This window comes from Xanthomonas sp. F4 (assembly GCF_011761895.1).
In genome coordinates this window covers 119459-138170 of sequence record NZ_JAASQX010000004.1, presented here as the reverse complement: position 1 = coordinate 138170, position 18712 = coordinate 119459, and the positions used below count along the sequence as shown (strand labels likewise).

Below are 18712 nucleotides of genomic sequence, written 5' to 3'. Positions count from 1 at the left end.
GTCGCTCCTGCGAGCACCCGTGGTAACCGCACCTCCACCATGCGTGCATCGCATGTCCACCGCTATCGCAACAGGGGACCACATCATGACCGATCAGCCGCAGGGGCATCCGCCCTTCGATCTCGCCACCGCCCAGCAATTGCTCACGCTTCTGTCCACCGACGACGACTTCCGCGCGCTGTTCGCGCAGGATCCGGGCGCGGCGCTGCGTAGCCTCGGCCTTTCCGAGCAACGCGCCGCTGCCGCGCTGGAGGAGCCGACCTGCCTGTGCACGTCGGACCTGGCGAGCAAGGAAGAAATCCAGGAAGCCCTGGAATTGCTGCTGGCCTACCTCACCGCCGAGGGTACGCACACGGTCGTTCACTGTTTCGAGGCGGGTTCCGTCGTCGCCAGCCTGACCGCCAGATAGTTCGGTAGCGCTTGCCCGGCCCAGGCGCGTCGGAAGGTTTCCGCCTTCTGCCGTGCCTGGTCGGCCTCGCCAAGGCTGGCCAGGATTTCCGTGGTACTCAGCACCGCCAGGTTCGCGTCGGCGACATTCATCGATTGCAGCACCAGTCCGCCGGTCGGCTCGATGTACGCCAGGCCGCGACGCGCGACCAGCCAGTCGTTTTCGGCGATGGCCTGTTTCTTCTCGCCGGCCGCGAGCAAGGCGTCACGCAGGCTGACATGGAGCTGGTACGGCTCCCGGCCATCGATCTGTTCGCGTAACAGAGCGACCGCACGCGTGGGATTTCCGCTGTCGACGAGCTGTTGCGCCTGCAGCAAGGACAGCAGCTTGGTCATGGGCGGAAAGCCCGACTCCGCGACCAGGGACGCGAGCTGCGCAGCGTGCAGGTCGTACAGCGTTCGGTCGCCGCTACGCTGCGCCAAGCGGATCGCCGACATCGCGACGATGATCAGGTCGTCGCGATCGCCGGCGTCACCGTGGACCGCGCGCTCCAACGCTTCGCCGGCGATTCGCGCCAACAACGCCCTGTCCACCGTGCGCGGATCGGTAACGAAGGCGACCGCCTGCTGCGCGATCTGCAGCGGATAACGGATCACTGGCTCGGCATCCGCCGACGCCGCCACGGCCGCCTGCGCGGCAGCGGCGGCATCGTGCAAACGTCCCTGGTCCAGCGGAATGGAGATCTGTTCGAAGTGGTCGGTCAGCGCCGTTCCCGACGCCGCCAGCGCCGCCATGATCCTGCCAGCCGCCGGATAGTCTTTCATCGCCGCGAACGCCGCAGCATGGCGTCGGGTCGCCGGATAGCCACCAAGTTCCTCGGCCTGCTTGAAGGCGTTCAGCGCGTCGCCATACCGGCCCTGCGCTAGGTAGATGCGACCCTGCAGTTCCACCGCCACGTCGCGCAGCGGATTCTGCGGCACCGCGAACTTCTGCACGCTATGCGCGGCGGAAGCGTAATTGCCTTCGGTGAACTCGTCCCAGGCGAACTGCGCCGCGCCGGCGTAGTAGTCCGGATACAGTTCCGACAGCATCTTCCACTTCTGCTTGGCCTGCCGCCACGGGTGCGGGCCGAGTTCGCTCGCCCATGCATCCAGGTACAGCGCATCGCGTTCGGAAAGGTGGTCGCGCAAGGCCATGGCCTTGGCCAGATACTGCAGCGCCGCGCGATTGTTGGCGGTGGAGATCTCGACCCGCATCGACCCCATGTAGGCGAGCGCGAAATCCTTGTCGATCTCCGCCGCCTTGGCGAAGTACTGATCGGCGGTCCGGAAGTCGCGCCGGGTGAAGTACTTCGTCGCGATCGCGTAGGCCTTCAGGGCGTCCAGGCTGCTGGTGGTGACGCTCGGCAGCGGAGGCGAATTCTTCCTGATGACCTCCTCGCCTTCGCCCAACTGCTCGCGCAGCGATGCCGTGACCGCGTCGATCGACGCCAGCACCGAGCCGGTCCCGCGGCCGTCGCGGGACTCGGCATAGACAGTTGCCTGCGTCCGTGGATCGACCACCTCGGCACTCACCCGCACCCGCCCGCCGACTTCCGACACCGTGGCCAGCAGCACGGCGCGCGCGCCGTCGCGCTGCGCGATCTCCGAAGCTATGGCGCGATCCAACGGCGTGTGCTCTGGGTCGCGGCGCATCCGCGTCAGCGTATCGCGCACTTTCAAATCGCTGAGCACGTTGACATAGCGCGACTGTTCCAGGCTGATACGGAAGGCCTGCTGCAGCGAGTCGTCCAGGGCGACATCGCCGGTGAGATTGCGCAGATCCCCCACCACCACCCAATCGCGCTCGGCGAAGGCGATGGCCGGCTGCGGGCGGGTGACGAACCAGGCGCCGAGCGCGAACGCGGCGATCAGCGCCGCTTCCGCCGCCAGCGCCGCCGGCCGGCGCCACAGCGGGATGTCGCGCCAGGCCTTGGGCGTGGGCTTGGGCGCGCGCAGGGGGGTGTGGCCGATCTCGCCGACTTCGTAGATCTCCTGCGCGGTGGGCATGCCCTTGAAGCGCCAGCGGCCGTGCGATTTCCACAGCAGGCGCTCGCCGCGCTCGCCCAGTTCGCGCGCGGCGCGGTGGGTCAGCGACTCGGCCACCGCCGAGAGCAGGATCTGTCCGGGCCGGGCCAGGGTCATCAGCCGCGCCGCGGTCGGCTTGGCCAGGCCTTCCACTTCCAGCGGCTTGGCGCCCACCTGCACCGCGGCGTCGCTGTTGCGCCAGGTCAGCACCTCGCCGACGTGCAGGCCGGCGCGCACCTTCAGGTCCAGCGCGCGCGCCGCGCCCAGGGCGTGCAGGCCGCGGCTGTAGTCCAGGGCGAAGCCGAGGCCGTCGATGGGCCGTTCGAACAGCAGCAGCAGGCCGTCGGAGCGGTCGATCAGGCGGCCACGCCAACGTTGCTGCAGCTCCAGCACCAGCGAGTCGTGCTGCTTGAACAGCTCGGCCGCCTTGGCGTCGCCGAGTTTTTCCACCAGCGCCACCGAGTCGCACAGGTCGGTCAGCAGCAGGGTGCGGAGCTGCGGGACCTCGGGCGGCGGTGCGGGGGCGTCGGTCATGGCGGCGGCTCGGCGGGGGCGCGTGGCTCAGCAGTTGGCGGAGGCGAGGTCGTGCCAGTACAGGCGATTGCCGCCCTGGCGCTTGGCTTCGTACAGCGCCGCATCGGCGTTGGCGTACCAGTCGTTCCAGTCCGAATGCGGGTCGACCCGGCTGATGCCGATGCTGACCGGGCAGATGTGCGGCGCCGGGTGCGGCACGCCCAGCAGGTTCTGCACGGTGGCGAGCACGAATTCGCCGATGCGGCGCAGATCCTCGACCGTGCCGGCGGCCACTAGCAGGCAGAACTCGTCGCCGCCCAGGCGGCAGGCGATGTCGTCCGGCCCGGCGACCGAGCGCAGGATGTTGGCGACGTTCTGCAGCACGCGGTCGCCGACCAGGTGGCCGTGGGCGTCGTTGATGTGCTTGAAGCGGTCGCAGTCGATCAGCAGCAGGCCCGGACCGGGCGAACGGCCGTCGCGGCGGCACTCCTGCAGGCGCAGGATCAGCCCGCGGCGGTTGTGCAGGCCGGTGAGTTCGTCGGTGCGCACCAGCTCTTCGGTCTGGGTGAGCTGGTGGGTGGTGGCGTAGAGGTTGTCCAGCGCCGCTTCCAGGTCGCGGTTGCGTCGGCGCAGCTGGCGGATCAGGGTCTGCTCGTTCATCACCACGCGCATGATGGTACGGCGCAGGAAATAGGCGACCACGCCCGGGTCGCGGTCGACCAGGCGCTGGAAGTCGTCGTGGTCCAGTTCCACCAGGGCGCCATCGCTGGCGGCGAGCGCGTCGGCGCTACGCATGTGGTTGCCGATCAACAGACCCAGCTCGCCGAAGAACTCGCCGTGGCCCAGGTGCTTGACCACCAGGTCCTCTCCGAAATCCAGATCGATCACGCCGCTGGTGATCACGAACATGGCGCTGCCGCCGTCGCCGCGGCGGAACAGCACATCGCCGGCGCGCACCGTGCGGGCGCGCCCGAACTCGGAAAACAGGCGCAATTCCGCGGCCGTCAGCACCGCCAGCTCGTTCGGCTTCGGAGCGACCGCAGCGTTGGAAATTGTGCCGCGCGCGGTGGATGCGGCGCTGTCGCAGCTCATCCGGCCCCCTCATGTGACGTCGCTGGCCCCTGGCTGGGGAGCATAGCACCTACACGTGATGCTCACGATACGTTTCACAGCCAATCTCGTCGCCAAAGAGACGCCGCGGCCAGCTGTCGCGCACGGTAGACAGCTTCGCCGCCGGCGCCAGCGCGCCGCAAAAAAAAGCCCGGGCGAACCCGGGCTTCCCACCTCCTGCCAGGGAGGGGCGAGTCGTAAGCGTCTGGCTGCAGGTCAGGCCGCTTTCTCGCCGTGGAACTGCTCTTCCTCGGTCGACCCGGTCAACGCGGTGGTCGAGGACTGGCCCTGCTGGATCGCCTGGGTCACCGCGTCGAAGTAGCCGGTGCCGACCTCGCGCTGGTGCTTGACCGCGGTGAAGCCACGATCGGCGGCGGCAAACTCGGCCTCCTGCAGTTCGACGAAGGCGCTCATCTGCCGGCGCGCATAGCCGTGCGCCAGGTTGAACATCGAGTAATTCAGCGCATGGAAGCCGGCCAGGGTGATGAACTGGAACTTGTAGCCGTAACTGGCGATCTCGCGCTGGAACTTGGCGATGGTGGCGTCGTCCAGGTTCTTCTTCCAGTTGAAGCTGGGCGAGCAGTTGTAGGCCAGCAGCTTGCCGGGGAACTTGGCGTGGATGGCCTCGGCGAACTTGCGCGCGAACTCCAGGTCCGGCTTGCCGGTCTCGCACCAGATCAGGTCGGCGTAGGGCGCATAGGCCAGGCCGCGGCTGATCGCCTGGTCCAGGCCCTTGTTGGTGCGGAAGAAGCCTTCGACGGTGCGCTCGCCGGTGGTGAACGGGCGATCGTTGGGGTCGATGTCGCTGGTCACCAGGTCGGCGGCCTCGGCATCGGTGCGCGCCACCAGCAGGGTCGGCACGCCCATGACGTCGGCGGCCAGGCGCGCGGCGTTCAACTTCTCGATCGCCTCGCGGGTCGGCACCAGCACCTTGCCGCCCATGTGCCCGCACTTCTTCACCGACGCCAGCTGGTCCTCGAAGTGCACGCCGGCCGCGCCGGCCTCGATCATCGCCTTCATCAGTTCGAAGGCGTTGAGCACGCCGCCGAAGCCGGCCTCGGCATCGGCCACGATCGGCTGCAGGAAATCGATCTCGTCCTTGCCTTCGGCATGGTGCAACTGGTCGGCGCGCAGCAGGGTGTTGTTGATGCGCTTGACCACCGCCGGCACCGAGTCGGCCGGGTACAGCGACTGGTCGGGATACATCTGCCCGGCCAGGTTGGCGTCGGCGGCCACCTGCCAGCCGGACAGGTAGATGGCGTTGAGCCCGGCCTTGACCTGCTGCATCGCCTGGTTGCCGGTCAGCGCGCCCAGCGCGTTGACGAAGTCCTTCTCGTGCAGGTACTTCCACAGCTTCTCGGCGCCGAGCCGGGCCAGCGAATGCTCCACGTGCACCGTGCCGCGCAGGCGCACCACGTCGGCGGCGGTGTAGTTGCGGGTGATCCCGGCCCAGCGCGGATCGGTGTCCCAGTCGCGCTGGATCTGTTCGGCGGTCTGCAGCGTGGTGCTCATCTGGCGTTCTCCTCGAAATGGATGCAGCGATGAAACGGTGGGGGTGTCGCGGTCGGCTTCGGGGAGGACGGGCATCCGCCCTTGCGAATCCCCGATCCCGACTCCCCAATCCCCGCGTTCAATCAATCAACTGGTAGGCCGGCAAGGTCAGGAAGTCGGCCAGCTCTTCGTCGCGGGTCAGGCGGTCGAGCAGGGCGATGGCCTCGTCCACGCGCGCGCCGCCCGGCAGCAGCGCGCGCTCGCCCAGCCGCGCCGGCAACTGCCGCAGGCAGGCGTCGAACAGGGCGAAGTCGATGGCGGTGCCGTCGTCCAGGTGCAGGCCGCCCACGTGCAGCCACTGCCACAGCTGGCTGCGGCTGATCTCGGCGGTGGCGGCGTCCTCCATCAGGTGGTGGATCGGCACACAGCCGTTGCCGTCCAGCCACGCCGCCAGGTAGCGCACGCACACTTCGATGTTGCCCTCGAAGCCGGCGCGGGTGATGGTGCCGGCAGACGGGGCGATCAGCGTGTCGCGGTCGGCCTGCACGTCCTCGCGGCGCACCGCGTGCTGGTTCGGCGTGCGCATGTGCTCGTCGAACACCGACCGGGCGATCGGGATCAGCGCCGGGTGCGCCACCCAGGTGCCGTCGTGGCCGGCGGTGACTTCGCGCAGCTTGTCCGCGCGCACCCGCGCCATCGCCTGCTCGTTGGCCGCCTCGTCGTGGCTGATCGGAATTTGCGCGGCCATGCCGCCCATCGCATGCGCGCCGCGGCGGTGGCAGGTGCGGATCAGCAGTTCCGAATACGCCTTCAGGAACGGCTGGGTCATGGTCACCTGGCCGCGCTCGGGCAGCACCCGGTCCGGATGCCGGCGGAAGGTCTTCAGGTAGGAAAAGATGTAGTCCCAGCGGCCGCAGTTCAGGCCGACGATGCGGCCGCGCAGCGCGTGCAGGATCTCGTCCATCTCGAACACCGCCGGCAGCGTCTCGATCAGCACGGTGACCTTGATCTGGCCCTGCGGCAGGCCGAGCATGTCCTCGATGTGGGCCAGCGCGGTCTCCCACAGCGCCGCTTCCTCCATCGACTGCAGCTTGGGCAGGTACAGGTACGGGCCGCGGTCCTTGGCCTGCAGCGCGCGGCCGTTGTGGAAGGCGAACAGCGCCGCGTCGAACAGGCCGCCGGCCAGCGGCTGGCCGTCGACCAGCACGTGCTTCTCGTCCAGGTGCCAGCCGCGCGGGCGCACGATCAGCACCGCCTGTTCCTCGTAGGGGCGCAGCGCGTAGCGCTTGCCCGGGCTGCCGTCGCGCGCGGCCGGCGCGGTGAAGGTCAGCGTCCCGGCCACCGCCTCGGCCAGCGCGCGCTGGCCGGCGACCAGGTTGCGCCAGGTCGGCGCGGTCGAGTCCTCGAAGTCGGCCATGTACACCTTGGCGCCGGAGTTCAGCGCGTTGATGACCATCTTCGGATCGGTCGGGCCGGTGATCTCGACCCGGCGGTCCTGCAGCGCCTCCGGCAGCGGCGCCACCTGCCAGTCGCCGTCGCGGATGGCGCGGGTGTCGTCACGGAAGTCCGGCAGGCCGCCGGCGTCGAAGAACGCCTGGCGCTCGCGCCGCGCCACCAGCCGCGCCTGCCGCTCCGGCTCGATCGCCCGGTGCAGCGACACCAGCAGGGCCAGCAGCGGCGGTGGCAGCAAGGCGTCCTGGCCGGCCAGCGACGTGGTCAGGGCAATGCCCGGCGTGGAACGCGTGGATGGGTCGGGAGCGGCGGCGAAAGCGGGGGCGGACATGTGGGGATTCCTCGATGTTTCCGGGGCTCCACCGTGCTTCCAGCACATGTATTTGACAAAGCAGTTTTGTCAATGCTTTATATAAGCAAGACTTATATCCATCACGTCATGGCCACGGGCGGCACTGCAACCCCGCGATTTCCTTACAAATCCGACCGGTTGAAACCGCTGCGCGCGTTCTGCCAGACGGTGCGGCTGGGCGCGGTGTCGCGGGCCGCGGAGGCCTTGTTCGTCAGCCAGCCGGCGGTGACCCTGCAGTTGCAGGCGCTGGAACGGGAGCTGGGCGTGGTGCTGTTCGAGCGCAGTGGCCGCCGCCTGGTGCCCAGCCGCGAGGGCCAGTTGCTGTACGAGATGGCGCAGCCGCTGGTGGAGAGCCTGGACCGGCTGGAGGCGGACTTCCGCGAGAAGGCGCGCGGGCTGGATGCCGGCGAGCTCAACGTCGCCGCCAACAGCTCCACCATCCTCTATCTGCTGCCCAAGATCGTGGAGGCCTTCCGTGCCCGCCATCCGCAGGTGCGGCTGACCCTGCACAACGCGATCAGCGCCGACGGCACCGACCTGCTGCGCGAGGACGCGGTGGACCTGGCGGTCGGCTCGATGCTCGACGTGCCGGCCGACCTCAGCTACGCCCCGGTGTACCGCTTCGAGCAATTGCTGATCGCCCCGCGCGACCACGCATTGGCCCGCAAGCCCAAGCTGACCCTGGAGGATCTGTCGCCCTACCCGCTGATCCTGCCGCCGCGGCGCCAGGTCACCTACCGCCTGGTCGACCTGGTATTCCAGCAGGCGCGCGTGCCCTACACCGTGGCACTGGAAGTCGGCGGTTGGGAGGTGATCAAGCAATACGTGGCGATGGGCATGGGCGTGTCCATCGTCAGTTCGATCTGCCTCACCGACGCCGACCATGCGCGCCTGGCTACCCGCGCCCTGGGCGATTACTTCCCGGCGCGCAGCTATGGCGTGGTGGTGCGCAAGGGCAAGTACCTGTCGCCGCAGGCACGTGCCTTCATCGAACTGATCCAGCCGGACCTGTTCACCCCGCGCGGCTACGACGAGAGCGGGCCGTCGGAGCGGTAGCCACACCGCGCGAGACAGCGGCGCCATTGCCTCTGCTACGGTGGCGGCACGCTCGCTGCACACCGACCGCCCATGTCCCTGCCCTCCCGCTACGCCGAAGTCGACGCACCACCGGCGTTGCGCGACCGCCTGCGCTGCAGTTGGCGTTTCCGCCAGGGCGAAGCCGAGACCGCCGCGACGCAGGTGCTGCCCGACGGCTGCGTCGATCTGATCTGGGACGGTCGCGCGCTGTTCGTGGCCGGGCCGGACCACTGCGCCACCGACGCCACAGTGACGCCGGGCAGCGTGCTGACGGCGGTGCGGCTGGCTGCGGGCGCCGGGCCCAGCCTGCTCGGCCTGTCGCTGCATGCCATCGCCGACCAGCGCATACCGCTGGACACGCTGTGGGGCAGACGCGGCCGTCACTGGCAGGCGCGCCTGGAAGAGGCCGCCGACCCGCTGGCGGCCCTGCACGCACTGTGCGCCAGCCGCCCGCTGCAGGCCGACCGCGAGATGGCCTGGTTGTTCGCACAACTCGCCGGCGACACGCCACCGCGCCTGGCCGCGCTGACCCGCATGCTGGGCGTCAGCGAACGCACGCTGCGGCGGCGCAGCCACGCCGCCTTCGGCTACGGCGCCAAGACCCTCGAGCGCATCCTGCGCCTGCAACGCTTCCTGGCCCTGGCCCGCCAGCATCTCAGCCTGACCGCGGCGGCACTGGAGGCCGGCTACGGCGACGCACCGCACCTGGTGCGCGACAGCCGGCAACTGACCGGGCTCAGCCCACGCGAGTTGGTGCAACGGCACGCGCGCTGACAGGGCCTGCAACGGCAATGCGCCGCCGATCGCGACAAACGCGCGCTGTGGCCCCCTGTAGGAGTCACCTGTCATGCAGCCGCGACAAGCGAAGCCGAACGCCGACTGACACCCTCCGTCGTCGGGACTGAAGTCCCTCCCACAGTGCAGTCCTCCGACAAGGCTGGTGCCGCACCTGTGGGAGCGGCTTCAGCCGCGACAGGCATTCCCGATAACACCCATCGCGGCTGATCACGAAAAAGTGGCCAGGAACCGCGCCTACGCGCGCACCTGCATTCGCTTGGATTACGGCGAAAACCGCCTGCCTGCATGCCGGCGCCGGCGCCGGCGCCGCGCTGCAGCGAGCGCAGGCTGTCGTCTTGCGCCGTTTGCTACCGTGCCGCCAAGTGCGAAGACCTGGGTGACACATGGCCAGAGATGCAGGCTTGGAACACATGCTGCGCGACACGCTCGGTGCGCAGCGGGATCTGACCGAAAAACCGATGTTCGGTGGCTGGGCCTGGCTGCTGCACGGCCATCTGCTGTGCGGCGCGCGCGACGATGGCGTGCTGGTGCGACTCGGCAAGGGTCACGACGCGTGGGCGTTGGCGATACCGGGAATCGAGCCGATGCTATCGCGCGGCCGGGCGATGCCCGGCTGGGTCCGGGTCGCGCCGGAGATCTTTGCCGACGACGCGCTCGCCGCGCGCCTGCTGCGCGAGGCCATCGCTTTCGTGCGCACGTTGCCGCCGAAGTGAGCGCACTGCGCCGCGCGTTCGTCGCCGCTCGCGTACCGCGCCAGCCCGGAACCGCGAACGCCGCGTGTGGCACGACCGTCTCAGCCGCGCCAAGGCAGCGCGCAGCACGCAGCCGAGAACAGAGCGCTCAGCGCGCGGTGACGATGGTGCCCTGCGCGACTGCACACAGACCTTCACCGCCTTCCTCGACCGAGACGATGTCGCAGCGGCATACCGCCTGGCGTTTGCCCTTGCCGATCGACTGCGCACGCGCGATCAGCCGTGTGCCGCGCGCCGGCCGCAAATAGTTGATCTTGAACTCGGCGGTGAGCGCATCGCCGCCCAGTGCCAAGCCGCCAGCGAAAGTCAGGGCGTTGTCGGCGAGATAGCTCAGCACGCCACCATGCGCGAATCCGTGCTGCTGACGCGGTCGTCGCGCATGTCGACCACGATCTCCGCCTGCGCGTCGCCGAGCACGCTCAGCCTCGCGCCGATCAGTCGGCTGAAGGGCTGCGCGTCGAAGATCTGCCGCGCCAACGCTTACATGTCCATGCTGCGACTCCTGGAGGATTCGCCAAGAACGTACAGCGGGCGCCGCGGCGTGTCATGCGCCCGGGACACCTCCCGCTACGCGTGTCGAACGCAGTCGCCGCCGCGGTGGCCGTTTTCGCCAAGCCGAGCGCTTCGCGGCGCGGGATACTGGCGCCCCATCCACAGGAGCCGCCCATGTCCCGCGCCGAACAGCATCACCGCATCGACTACCTGGAATTCGCCGTCGCCTCGATCGATGCGGCCAAGGCCTTCTACGGCCAGGCCTTCGACTGGACCTTCCAGGACTACGGCCCGGACTACTGCGAGTTCCGCGACGGCCGCCTGAGCGGCGGTTTCTTCCACGGCACCGCGCAACCCGGCGGTGCCCTGGTGGTGCTGTACTCCAACGATCTCGCCGCCACCCAGGCCCGCATCGAAGCGGCCGGCGGCCGCATCGTGCGCCCTGTGTTCGCGTTCCCGGGCGGACGCCGCTTCCACTTCGCCGACCGCGACGGCCACGAGCTGGCGGTGTGGTGCGAGGGCTGATCCTGGTCTGGACGATGCCCTACACGCGCGCACTGGCGGGGTGCGCAAGGCCAGCCAGCAACGTACAGCAAGAGCAGGTGCTGCGTCCTTCCACCTGTCGACACGAGGCAGCTGCTTGCGTGGCGCTGTCCGCTCAATAGAACTGGTCTTTGTTTTGCCTGTCCAGTTCCAGATCAATCGCATTCCATAGGCGCTGCAGCGATGCCAGGCGGGCGTTGGCGCCAGCGCGTGGGCGTCTGCCGGTCAGCCGAAGAAGCTCATAGGCCATGCTCAGGATGCTCCTATTCAACTCATGGCGCTCGACCTGTGCGGTATTGTCCAGCGAGAGGCTGGGGTTGCCGGCGTTATCGAGCATCGTCACGATCGACGTTTCGGCGATCCCCAGGATCTGCATGATCATGTCGCCGCCTTCGACCGCGATCCGTTCGATGGCGTGGCGAGACGCCGGCGACAAGGCGTCGGCGACCCGATCGAATTCGACCTTGGCACCGCCCTGGCCCGTCGCATAATCGCGATCGGAGGCGATCACTTTCCAAAGCACCTCGTCGGTCGCCACGCTCACCGCGCACAGCAGCACCGGCACGGAAAAGTCCTTCCAATAATCGACATGGCGCGTCTCGAGATAGACCGTGTTCTTCCCATCCACAAATGGGCTCATGCTGGCCTTGACCTGGACTTTGACGATCTTGCCGGTGGCGTTCAAATCGTCGTCGGTGATCTCGACTTCGGCATCCACGCCCAGATCGACGGTCTGGCGCCGGCACGGCCAGCGGAAGTACCGGATGAAGGCGCGCGCGACCGCGAGTTCGCCGAGGTCTCCGATGATCTGCTGTTCCGTGTATCTCATTGCATCGCTCCTTATGCACGCTCGGAATGTAGAGAACCGTGCTGCGCGGGCACACCCACGCACTCTCGCTAACCCGGATCCCGCGCGTAATGCCCGAGGAACATGTCGGTCGCCGACGCGGCGACCTCGGCCTGTTGCGCGGGACTGAGCGGCGGCTGGCCCATGGTCAACTGTGGCCAGAAGGCGAAGCCCTTGATCAGCGCATGCAGTTGCTGCGCGGCGAACTCGGGCTGCAACGGCTTGAGCCGGCCATCGGCCAGGGCCGCGCGCAACCAGACCAGGGTGCCCTCCTCCTTGCTGCCCAGGCGCGCGGTTAACTCGCGCGCACGCTCGGGCGCACGCATGCCTTCGGCGATCGCCATCCGCGACAGGCCGACGAAGGCGGGATCGTCGAACATCTGCAGCTTCTGCTGCAGCAACTGCAGCAGTTGCGCGCGCAGCGGCTGCTGCGGGTTGTAGGGCACGCCGACCGTGTCCAGGCTGCGCTGCCATAGCTGCACCAGGATCTCGTCGAACAGCGCTTCCTTGCTGGGGAAATGGTTGTAGACGGTACGCTTGGACACGCCGGCGCTGGCCGCGATGCGGTCCATGCTGGTGGCCTCGAAGCCATGGCCACGGAACTCGGCGATCGCCGCCTCCAGGATCGCCTGGCGCTTGCGTTCGGTCAGCCGTGCCGGGGTGGGCGTGGAAGGAGAAACCATGGACGGATGTTACACCGGACGGTTTACTTTCACGAAAAGTAAACTACACTGTGTAGTGTAATTGCCTTGCCGGATCACCTTTCAAGGATTGCTGCAATGTCTGCGTCCGCTCCCCCGCTGTCCCGTGTCCCGCCCTCGCATCTGGGCTCGCCGCAGTACCGCCATGGCCGCTTCCGCAACGCCACCCCGGGCACCAGCGGCATGCCCGGCCTGGCCGGGACCCTGCGGATCATGTGGCATCTGCTGACCCGCAAGTCGCCCGAGGCGGTGCCAGCGCAGCCGCTGCCGGTGCTGCCGCTGACCGCCGCGCAACTGCTGGCGGCGCCCGACCGCAGTCTGTACCGGCTCGGTCACTCCACCGTGCTGCTCAAGCTGCGCGAACGCTTCTGGCTGACCGACCCGGTGTTTTCCGAACGCGCCTCGCCGTTTCCGTTCGCCGGCCCGCGGCGCTTCCACGCACCGCCGATCGCGCTGGACGCGTTGCCGCCGATCGCCGGGGTGATCCTCTCGCACGATCACTACGACCACCTGGACCGCGCCAGCATCCGCCGCCTGGCCGAGCGCGTCGGGACGTTCGTGACCCCGCTGGGCGTGGGCGACCTGCTGATGCGCTGGGGCGTGGCTGCGGACAAGGTGCGGCAACTGGATTGGTGGCAGTCGACCACGGTGGACGGCGTGACGCTGACCGCCACCCCGGCGCAACACTTCTCCGGGCGCGGGATGTTCGACCGCGGGCGCCGGCTGTGGTGCTCGTGGGCGATCGAGACGCAGGAACTGAAGCTGTTCTTCAGCGGCGACGGCGGCTACTCCGATGGCTTCAAGGCGATCGGCGAGCGACTGGGTCCCTTCGATGTGGCGCTGATCGAAAACGGCGCCTACGACGTGGAGTGGCCGCACGTGCACATGCAGCCGGAACAGACCCTGCAGGCGCATCGGGACATCCGCGGACGCACGCTGCTGCCGATCCATAACGGCACCTTCGACCTGGCCATGCACGCCTGGCACGAACCCTTCGAACGCCTCGCGGCATTGGCCGACGCCGCCGGCGTGGCGCTGGCCACGCCGCGGATGGGCGAGCGCGTCGACCTGACGCAGCCGGCCACTGGAGAGCGTTGGTGGCGTGCGCTGGCGCAGGCGGTGGCGCCGTGAGCCGCTGGACCCTGGCCGACCTGCCGTCGCAGCGCGACAAGCTCGCGATCGTGACCGGCGCCAGCCCCGGCGGATTGGGCTACGAAACTGCGCTGGCGCTGGCCGGCGCGGGCGCCAGCGTAGTGCTGGCCGCCCGCAACCCGGCCAAGGGCGAGACCGCGCGGCAGGCGATCCTGGCCGCGCATCCGGCGGCCGACGTACGCGTGGAAGCGCTGGACCTGGCGCAGCTGGTCTCGGTGGCCGCCTTCGCCGAGCGCATCGCGGCGCGCTCCTCGCGGCTGGACCTGCTGATCAACAACGCCGGGGTGATGGCGCCGCCGCAGCGGCAGACCACCGCCGACGGCCTGGAGCTGCAGTTCGGCAGCAACTACATCGGCCATTTCGCGCTGACCGCACAGTTGCTGCCGCTGCTGCGCGCCGCGCCGGCCGCACGCGTGGTGAACCTGTCGAGCCTGGCGCACCGCCAAGGCCGCATCGACTTCGACGACCTGCAGAGCGAACGCCCGTACCGGCCCTGGAAGGCCTACGGGCAATCCAAGCTGGCGATGCTGATGTTCGCGCTGGAACTGCAGCGGCGCAGCGATGCGCGCGGCTGGGGTCTGTGCGCGGTCGCCGCGCATCCCGGCATCGCACAGACCGCGCTGGTCGCCAATGGCCCGGACGCGGACGGACGCCGCAGCGTGGTGGGCACGGCGACCAGGTGGCTGGCTCCGTTGATCAGTCATTCCGCGGCCGCCGGGGCGCTGCCCACGCTCTACGCCGCGACCTCGCCACAGGTGCGGGGTGGCGCGTACTACGGGCCGGATGGCCTATTCGAACTGAAAGGCGACCCGGCACCGGCCAGGATCGCCCGGCAGGCACGCGATCCGCAGGTGGCCGCGCGGTTGTGGGAGGTGGCATGCACGCTGGCGGGCGTGACGTTCTGAGCGCACCACTGGCAGCAGCTCCTGCCCGCCGACTGAAGGCCTGCACTCACCATGTCCCAGCAGAATCAGGTTGCCCCCTTGTAGGAGCGGCTTCAGCCGCGACAGGCCTTACCGGTAAAGCCCGTCGCGGCTAAAGCCGCTCCTACAGATCACGTCCCGTCATTCCTAGAGGCGTCCTACAGCCGCGCCCACTCCAACCCCTCGCCCCGACGGTAGAACACCGCCAGCGCCTTGCCATAGACGCTGTCCGCATCGACGAAGCCGAAGTAGCGGCCGTCGAAACTGTCGCCGCGATGGTCACCCATGACCAGCAGCTCGCCGGGCGGCACGCGCACGTCGTGCAGGTCCGGACCGCCGCCCGCATCGAGGTCGAGCCGCGCGATGCGGGCGCCGAAGCGCTCCGCATCGCCCGCGGCGCCCACCTGCAGCGGCTGGCCATTGATGGAGAGATGGCCATCGCGCACGTCCACACGATCGCCCGCCACCGCCACCACGCGCTTGATCAGGCGCGTGCCATCGCGCGGGGAATCGAACACTGCCACGTCGCCGCGCTGCGGCCGGCCGCGCTCGAACACGCGGTACTCGGTGAACGGCACGCGCAGACCGTAAGCGCTCATGTCCACGGCAACACGATCGCCTGGCTGCAGGGTCGGCTGCATCGAGCCGGAGGGCACAACGTAGTGATTGGCGAAGGACGACCGTGCGGCGGTGAGCAGCAACAGCATCACCACCATCGGCACCAGTTCCTTGCGGGTCCAGCGCGCGGCGCGCTGCAGGCGGGTGGCATGCGGATCGGCGTGGGTCATGGAGCACCTGTGGTGAGCGAGGGGGCACGGGATGTGTCATCGCGACAGTGCGCGCTCGGCGGCTCGGCGGGCCAGTGACGAAAGGCATGGCGATAGCGCATTCGGTGGCGAACCCGCGGCGACAGCGACCGTGGGAGGCAGAGGCCCAACACGAGTGCCATGTACGATCCGGCTGCGGCGATCGGCTTCATGATCACCTTTGATACGGACTGCAGGCGATAGTCTCTACGTCTTCTGCGTTAGGTATCGGATTGAGGCTCGACCGATGCCCGCGGCGTGACCTCGATGCGGTTGGACGTGGCGGCCTTGAGGGAACCCACCTGATCGGAAACATGCGCGGCGGTGGCCGCCGGAAGTTCGCGATACCGCAGCAAAGGCTGCGCAGTCACCATGTAGCGGCGGCCGGGCACGATCCGGTAGCTAACTGACAGATCCACCGTCGCGGATTTTGACTCGCCCGGGCGCAGGATCATGTCGGGCCTGGACCCCGGCAACTGACTCACGTAAACGCCGAGGTAGTCCGCCGGGCTTCCGTCTTCCTGCAGCACTCGGAACAGATTCGCTTGCAGTTGCCCGTCGCGGCCCACCTCGGGAACGTAGGCATCCGGCACCGCGATCGGCTGGTCGCCCGCATTGACCAGGGTAATCGTGATGACCGCTGCGCCCGCTCGTTTGCTGCCTGCTTGCGCGTGTTCCAGCCGGATGTCCAACCGTCCTGCGGCGGACGCCGTAACACAGGCGCCCAGCAGCGCCATACCGACAATCCAGCTTCCCTTCATGACCATCTCCTTGTGGTGGATGGATTACCCGGACACCCCAACGAAAAACGGGATGGCCACAAGACCATCCCGTTCTCGACACACCCGATCGGCGCAGCGCCGATCAGTTCTTCAAACCGCGGTTTTCCAGCAGCGGCTCGACGCTGGGGTCCTTGCCGCGGAAGTCGCGGTACAGGGTGGCCAGGTCGACGGTGTTGCCGCGCGAGAGGATCTTGGCGCGGAAGATGTCGCCGTTGGCGCGGGTCAGGCCGCCGTGCTCCTTGAACCACTGGAACGCGTCGTCGTCGAGCACTTCCGCCCAGAAGTAGGCGTAGTAGCCGGCCGAGTAGCCGCCGCCCCAGATGTGGTCGAAATAGGTGGTGCGGTAGCGCGGCGGGACTTCGGCCAGGTCCACCTTGTACTTCTTCAGCGAGTCGGCCTCGTACTTGTCCACGTCCTGCAGCGGCGCGTCGGCCGGCAGGGTGTGCCAGGACAGGTCCAGCAGCGCCGCCGACAGGTACTCGGTGGTGGCGTAGCCCTGGTTGAAGGTGCGCGACTTCTTGATCTTCTCCACCAGGTCGGCCGGCATCGCCTCGCCGGTCTGGTAGTGCTTGGCGTAGTGCGCGAACACCTTCGGATCCGACGCCCAGTGCTCGTTGAACTGCGAGGGGAACTCGACGAAGTCGCGCGAGGTGGCGGTGCCGGCCAGGGTCGGGTACTTCACGTTGGAGAACATGCCGTGCAGCGCATGGCCGAACTCGTGGAACATGGTGGTGACGTCGTCGAAGCTCAGCAGCGCCGGCTGGCCCGGGGCGGGCTTGGTGAAGTTGCAGACGTTGTAGACCACCGGCTTGGTGCCGGTCAGGCCGTTCTGGCCGACGAACTCGTCCATCCAGGCGCCACCGGACTTGCTGTCGCGCTTGAAGTAGTCGGTGTAGAACAGCGCCAGCGACTTGCCGTCCTTGTCGAACACTTCATAGACCTTCATCCCGTCGTGGTAGGTGGGGATGTCGGTGCGTTCCTTGAAGGTGAGGCCGTACAGCTGGTTGGCGGCGTAGAAGACGCCGTTCTGCAGCACGTTGTCCAGTTCGAAGTACGGCTTGATCTGCGACTCGTCGAGGTCGTACTTGGCCTTGCGCACCTGCTCGGCGTAGAAGTCCCAGTCTGCTGCGGTGAGCTTGAACCCGCCCTTCTGCGCGTCGATCACCTTCTGCATCTCCGCGGCCTCGCTGCGCGCCTTGGCGGTGGCGGCGGGCACGGTGTCGGTGAGCAGCTTCAGCGCCGCGTCCGGGGTCTTGGCCATCTGGTCGCTGAGGCTGTAGGCGGCGTAGCTGTCGAAGCCGAGCAGCTTGGCCTTCTGCGCGCGCAGTTGCGCCAGGCGCTGCACGGTCTGGCGGGTGTCGTTGGCATCGCCCTTCTCGGCGCGCGACTGCGAGGCGGCCATCACCTGCTGACGCAGGTCGCGGTCCTTCAGCGAAGCCAGCACCGGCTGCTGGGTGGTGTTCTGCAGGGCCAGCAGGTACTTGCCGTCGAGCTTGCGCGCGGTGGCGTCCTGCGCGGCCGAGGCGATGTCGCCGTCGGACATGCCGTCGAGCTTGGCCTTGTCGTCCACCACCACCGCACCGGCGGCGGTGGCCGCGACCAGCTTGGTGTGGAACTGCGTGGCCAGGGTGGTCTCTTCGACGTTGAGCTTGCGCAGGGTGGCCTTGTCGGCGTCGGACAGCTGCGCGCCGGCGCGCACGAACTCCTGGTATTCGTACTCGACCAGGCGCTTCTGCTCCGGATCCAGGGTCAGCGTGTCGCGCTGGTCGTACAGGCTCTTGATGCGCGCGAACAGCTTGGGATCCAGGCTGATCTCGTCCTGGTGCGCGGCCAGCTTGGGCGCGATCTCTTCCTGGATCTTCTGGCGGGCATCGTTGGTGTCGGCCTGGACCAGGCCGAAGAAGATGCGCGACACGCGGGTCAGGGTCTCGCCGCTGCGCTCCATCGCTTCCAGGGTGTTGGCGAAGGTGGCCGGTTCCGGGTTGTCGGCGATCTTGCGGATCTCGGCCAGGTGCTGCTTCATGCCTTCTTCGAAGGCCGGCAGGTAGTCGCTGTCCTTGATCTTGTCGAACGGCGGCGCCTGGAACGGCAGCGTGCTCGGGGTCAGCAGCGGGTTGGCGGCGGCGGCGGGCTGCGCGGCGGCCGGAGCAGCGGGGGCGGCGGGCACGGGGGTGGACTCCTTACCGGAACAGGCGGCCAGCGCCAGGCTGATGGCGGCGGCCAGAACGACGTTACGCGACATGAGGTGGAACTCCTGGGAGGACCTTGGGGCCAAGACAGCCGCCCACGTTACCGGGTTTGCCGGGCAGCGGCATGTGCCATTGGCTCGGCCCGGTACGGCAGCCAGCCGGCGTACAGATCGCCGGGCGCGGGCTTGGCGCCAGCGCCGGCAGGGTGACCTCGCTCCTGCACCTCGCCCACGGCGTCCTCGCATCGGCCACCGCGTTCGACCCGGAAAGGACCCTTG

General features: G+C 68.4%; 18 protein-coding genes. 7 read left to right on the top strand and 11 right to left on the bottom strand.

Annotated elements, in window-relative coordinates; genetic code table 11:
- The first annotated feature begins 85 nt into the window (after positions 1–85).
- A complete protein-coding gene (locus FHR66_RS14810) occupies positions 86–409 on the top strand; it encodes an NHLP-related RiPP peptide (protein WP_255421793.1) in 324 nt (107 codons plus the stop codon).
- Here the strand turns inward: FHR66_RS14810 and FHR66_RS14805 are convergent.
- From FHR66_RS14805 to aceB, 4 genes are all read right to left on the bottom strand, one after another.
- Positions 361–2988: a putative peptide modification system cyclase gene (locus FHR66_RS14805; RefSeq protein WP_160964590.1), complete on the bottom strand. Its 2628-nt coding sequence runs from the start codon at positions 2986–2988 to the stop codon at positions 361–363. The two genes, FHR66_RS14810 and FHR66_RS14805, sit on opposite strands and share 49 nt — an antisense overlap.
- Positions 2989–3015: 27 nt before the next feature.
- Entirely contained in the window at positions 3016–4059 is a 1044-nt protein-coding gene (locus tag FHR66_RS14800; RefSeq protein WP_160964592.1) for a GGDEF domain-containing protein, read from the bottom strand.
- A 234-nt stretch (positions 4060–4293) separates the two neighbouring features.
- Entirely contained in the window at positions 4294–5589 is a 1296-nt protein-coding gene (gene aceA / locus FHR66_RS14795) for an isocitrate lyase (protein WP_160961298.1), read from the bottom strand.
- A 118-nt stretch (positions 5590–5707) separates the two neighbouring features.
- Positions 5708–7351 (bottom strand): malate synthase A, encoded by a 1644-nt coding sequence (gene aceB, locus FHR66_RS14790; protein WP_160964594.1) that lies wholly within the window; start codon positions 7349–7351, stop codon positions 5708–5710.
- Positions 7352–7459: 108 nt separating this feature from the next.
- Here aceB and FHR66_RS14785 point away from each other — a divergent pair, with 108 nt between their 5' ends.
- The 3 genes from FHR66_RS14785 to FHR66_RS14775 all read left to right on the top strand — a co-directional run bounded on the left by FHR66_RS14785 (position 7460) and on the right by FHR66_RS14775 (position 9960).
- Positions 7460–8428 carry a LysR family transcriptional regulator gene (locus FHR66_RS14785; protein WP_160964596.1) on the top strand — a complete coding sequence of 323 codons (969 nt, stop codon included), beginning with the start codon at positions 7460–7462 and terminating at the stop codon, positions 8426–8428.
- 72 nt (positions 8429–8500) lie between these two features.
- Complete coding sequence (locus tag FHR66_RS14780; protein ID WP_160964598.1) at positions 8501–9223, top strand: helix-turn-helix domain-containing protein; 723 nt, start codon at positions 8501–8503, stop codon at positions 9221–9223.
- A 434-nt stretch (positions 9224–9657) separates the two neighbouring features.
- A complete protein-coding gene (locus FHR66_RS14775) occupies positions 9658–9960 on the top strand; it encodes a TfoX/Sxy family protein (RefSeq protein ID WP_237475213.1) in 303 nt (100 codons plus the stop codon).
- Positions 9961–10087: 127 nt separating this feature from the next.
- On the opposite strand, the gene FHR66_RS20950 is transcribed toward FHR66_RS14775, so the two are convergent.
- Positions 10088–10336, bottom strand: a complete 249-nt coding sequence (locus tag FHR66_RS20950) for a PaaI family thioesterase (RefSeq protein ID WP_202394528.1) — start codon at positions 10334–10336, stop codon at positions 10088–10090.
- Positions 10330–10476, bottom strand: coding sequence for a hotdog family protein (locus tag FHR66_RS20945; RefSeq protein ID WP_202394529.1), 147 nt, complete (start codon positions 10474–10476; stop codon positions 10330–10332). Before FHR66_RS20945 ends, FHR66_RS20950 begins: the two co-directional genes overlap by 7 nt.
- Before the next feature lie 189 nt (positions 10477–10665).
- Between FHR66_RS20945 and FHR66_RS14765 the strand changes: the two genes are divergently transcribed.
- Entirely contained in the window at positions 10666–11016 is a 351-nt protein-coding gene (locus FHR66_RS14765) for a VOC family protein (RefSeq protein ID WP_160964602.1), read from the top strand.
- A 133-nt stretch (positions 11017–11149) separates the two neighbouring features.
- On the opposite strand, the gene FHR66_RS14760 is transcribed toward FHR66_RS14765, so the two are convergent.
- Together FHR66_RS14760 and FHR66_RS14755 are read right to left on the bottom strand one after the other, a co-directional pair.
- Positions 11150–11863, bottom strand: a complete 714-nt coding sequence (locus tag FHR66_RS14760; protein ID WP_048490683.1) for a DUF4365 domain-containing protein — start codon at positions 11861–11863, stop codon at positions 11150–11152.
- A gap of 68 nt (positions 11864–11931) precedes the next feature.
- Positions 11932–12564, bottom strand: coding sequence for a TetR/AcrR family transcriptional regulator (locus tag FHR66_RS14755; protein ID WP_160964604.1), 633 nt, complete (start codon positions 12562–12564; stop codon positions 11932–11934).
- 96 nt (positions 12565–12660) lie between these two features.
- On the opposite strand from FHR66_RS14755, the gene FHR66_RS14750 reads away from it, so the two are divergent.
- Both FHR66_RS14750 and FHR66_RS14745 read left to right on the top strand, forming a co-directional pair.
- Positions 12661–13713: an MBL fold metallo-hydrolase gene (locus tag FHR66_RS14750; protein WP_160964606.1), complete on the top strand. Its 1053-nt coding sequence runs from the start codon at positions 12661–12663 to the stop codon at positions 13711–13713.
- Complete coding sequence (locus FHR66_RS14745) at positions 13710–14639, top strand: oxidoreductase (RefSeq protein ID WP_160964608.1); 930 nt, start codon at positions 13710–13712, stop codon at positions 14637–14639. The genes FHR66_RS14750 and FHR66_RS14745 overlap by 4 nt, the downstream gene beginning before the upstream one ends.
- A 176-nt stretch (positions 14640–14815) precedes the next feature.
- Here the strand turns inward: FHR66_RS14745 and lepB are convergent, their stop codons facing one another.
- The 3 genes from lepB to dcp all read right to left on the bottom strand — a co-directional run bounded on the left by lepB (position 14816) and on the right by dcp (position 18487).
- Positions 14816–15445 carry a signal peptidase I gene (gene lepB / locus FHR66_RS14740; protein ID WP_160964610.1) on the bottom strand — a complete coding sequence of 210 codons (630 nt, stop codon included), beginning with the start codon at positions 15443–15445 and terminating at the stop codon, positions 14816–14818.
- 239 nt (positions 15446–15684) lie between these two features.
- Positions 15685–16224 carry a hypothetical protein gene (locus FHR66_RS14735; RefSeq protein ID WP_167087901.1) on the bottom strand — a complete coding sequence of 180 codons (540 nt, stop codon included), beginning with the start codon at positions 16222–16224 and terminating at the stop codon, positions 15685–15687.
- A gap of 103 nt (positions 16225–16327) precedes the next feature.
- Positions 16328–18487, bottom strand: a complete 2160-nt coding sequence (dcp, locus tag FHR66_RS14730; RefSeq protein ID WP_167087899.1) for a peptidyl-dipeptidase Dcp — start codon at positions 18485–18487, stop codon at positions 16328–16330.
- Positions 18488–18712: the final 225 nt, after the last annotated feature.

Coding starts and splice junctions, on each gene's coding strand:
- FHR66_RS14805 (WP_160964590.1), bottom strand. CDS start 2,988: ATGACCGACGCCCCCGCACCGCCGCCCGAGGTCCCGCAGCTCCGCACC.
- dcp (WP_167087899.1), bottom strand. CDS start 18,487: ATGTCGCGTAACGTCGTTCTGGCCGCCGCCATCAGCCTGGCGCTGGCC.
- FHR66_RS14760 (WP_048490683.1), bottom strand. CDS start 11,863: ATGAGATACACGGAACAGCAGATCATCGGAGACCTCGGCGAACTCGCG.
- aceA (WP_160961298.1), bottom strand. CDS start 5,589: ATGAGCACCACGCTGCAGACCGCCGAACAGATCCAGCGCGACTGGGAC.
- FHR66_RS14800 (WP_160964592.1), bottom strand. CDS start 4,059: ATGAGCTGCGACAGCGCCGCATCCACCGCGCGCGGCACAATTTCCAAC.
- aceB (WP_160964594.1), bottom strand. CDS start 7,351: ATGTCCGCCCCCGCTTTCGCCGCCGCTCCCGACCCATCCACGCGTTCC.
- FHR66_RS14780 (WP_160964598.1), top strand. CDS start 8,501: ATGTCCCTGCCCTCCCGCTACGCCGAAGTCGACGCACCACCGGCGTTG.
- FHR66_RS14810 (WP_255421793.1), top strand. CDS start 86: ATGACCGATCAGCCGCAGGGGCATCCGCCCTTCGATCTCGCCACCGCC.
- FHR66_RS14735 (WP_167087901.1), bottom strand. CDS start 16,224: ATGAAGGGAAGCTGGATTGTCGGTATGGCGCTGCTGGGCGCCTGTGTT.
- FHR66_RS14750 (WP_160964606.1), top strand. CDS start 12,661: ATGTCTGCGTCCGCTCCCCCGCTGTCCCGTGTCCCGCCCTCGCATCTG.
- FHR66_RS14785 (WP_160964596.1), top strand. CDS start 7,460: ATGGCCACGGGCGGCACTGCAACCCCGCGATTTCCTTACAAATCCGAC.
- FHR66_RS14775 (WP_237475213.1), top strand. CDS start 9,658: ATGCTGCGCGACACGCTCGGTGCGCAGCGGGATCTGACCGAAAAACCG.
- FHR66_RS14755 (WP_160964604.1), bottom strand. CDS start 12,564: ATGGTTTCTCCTTCCACGCCCACCCCGGCACGGCTGACCGAACGCAAG.
- FHR66_RS14765 (WP_160964602.1), top strand. CDS start 10,666: ATGTCCCGCGCCGAACAGCATCACCGCATCGACTACCTGGAATTCGCC.
- lepB (WP_160964610.1), bottom strand. CDS start 15,445: ATGACCCACGCCGATCCGCATGCCACCCGCCTGCAGCGCGCCGCGCGC.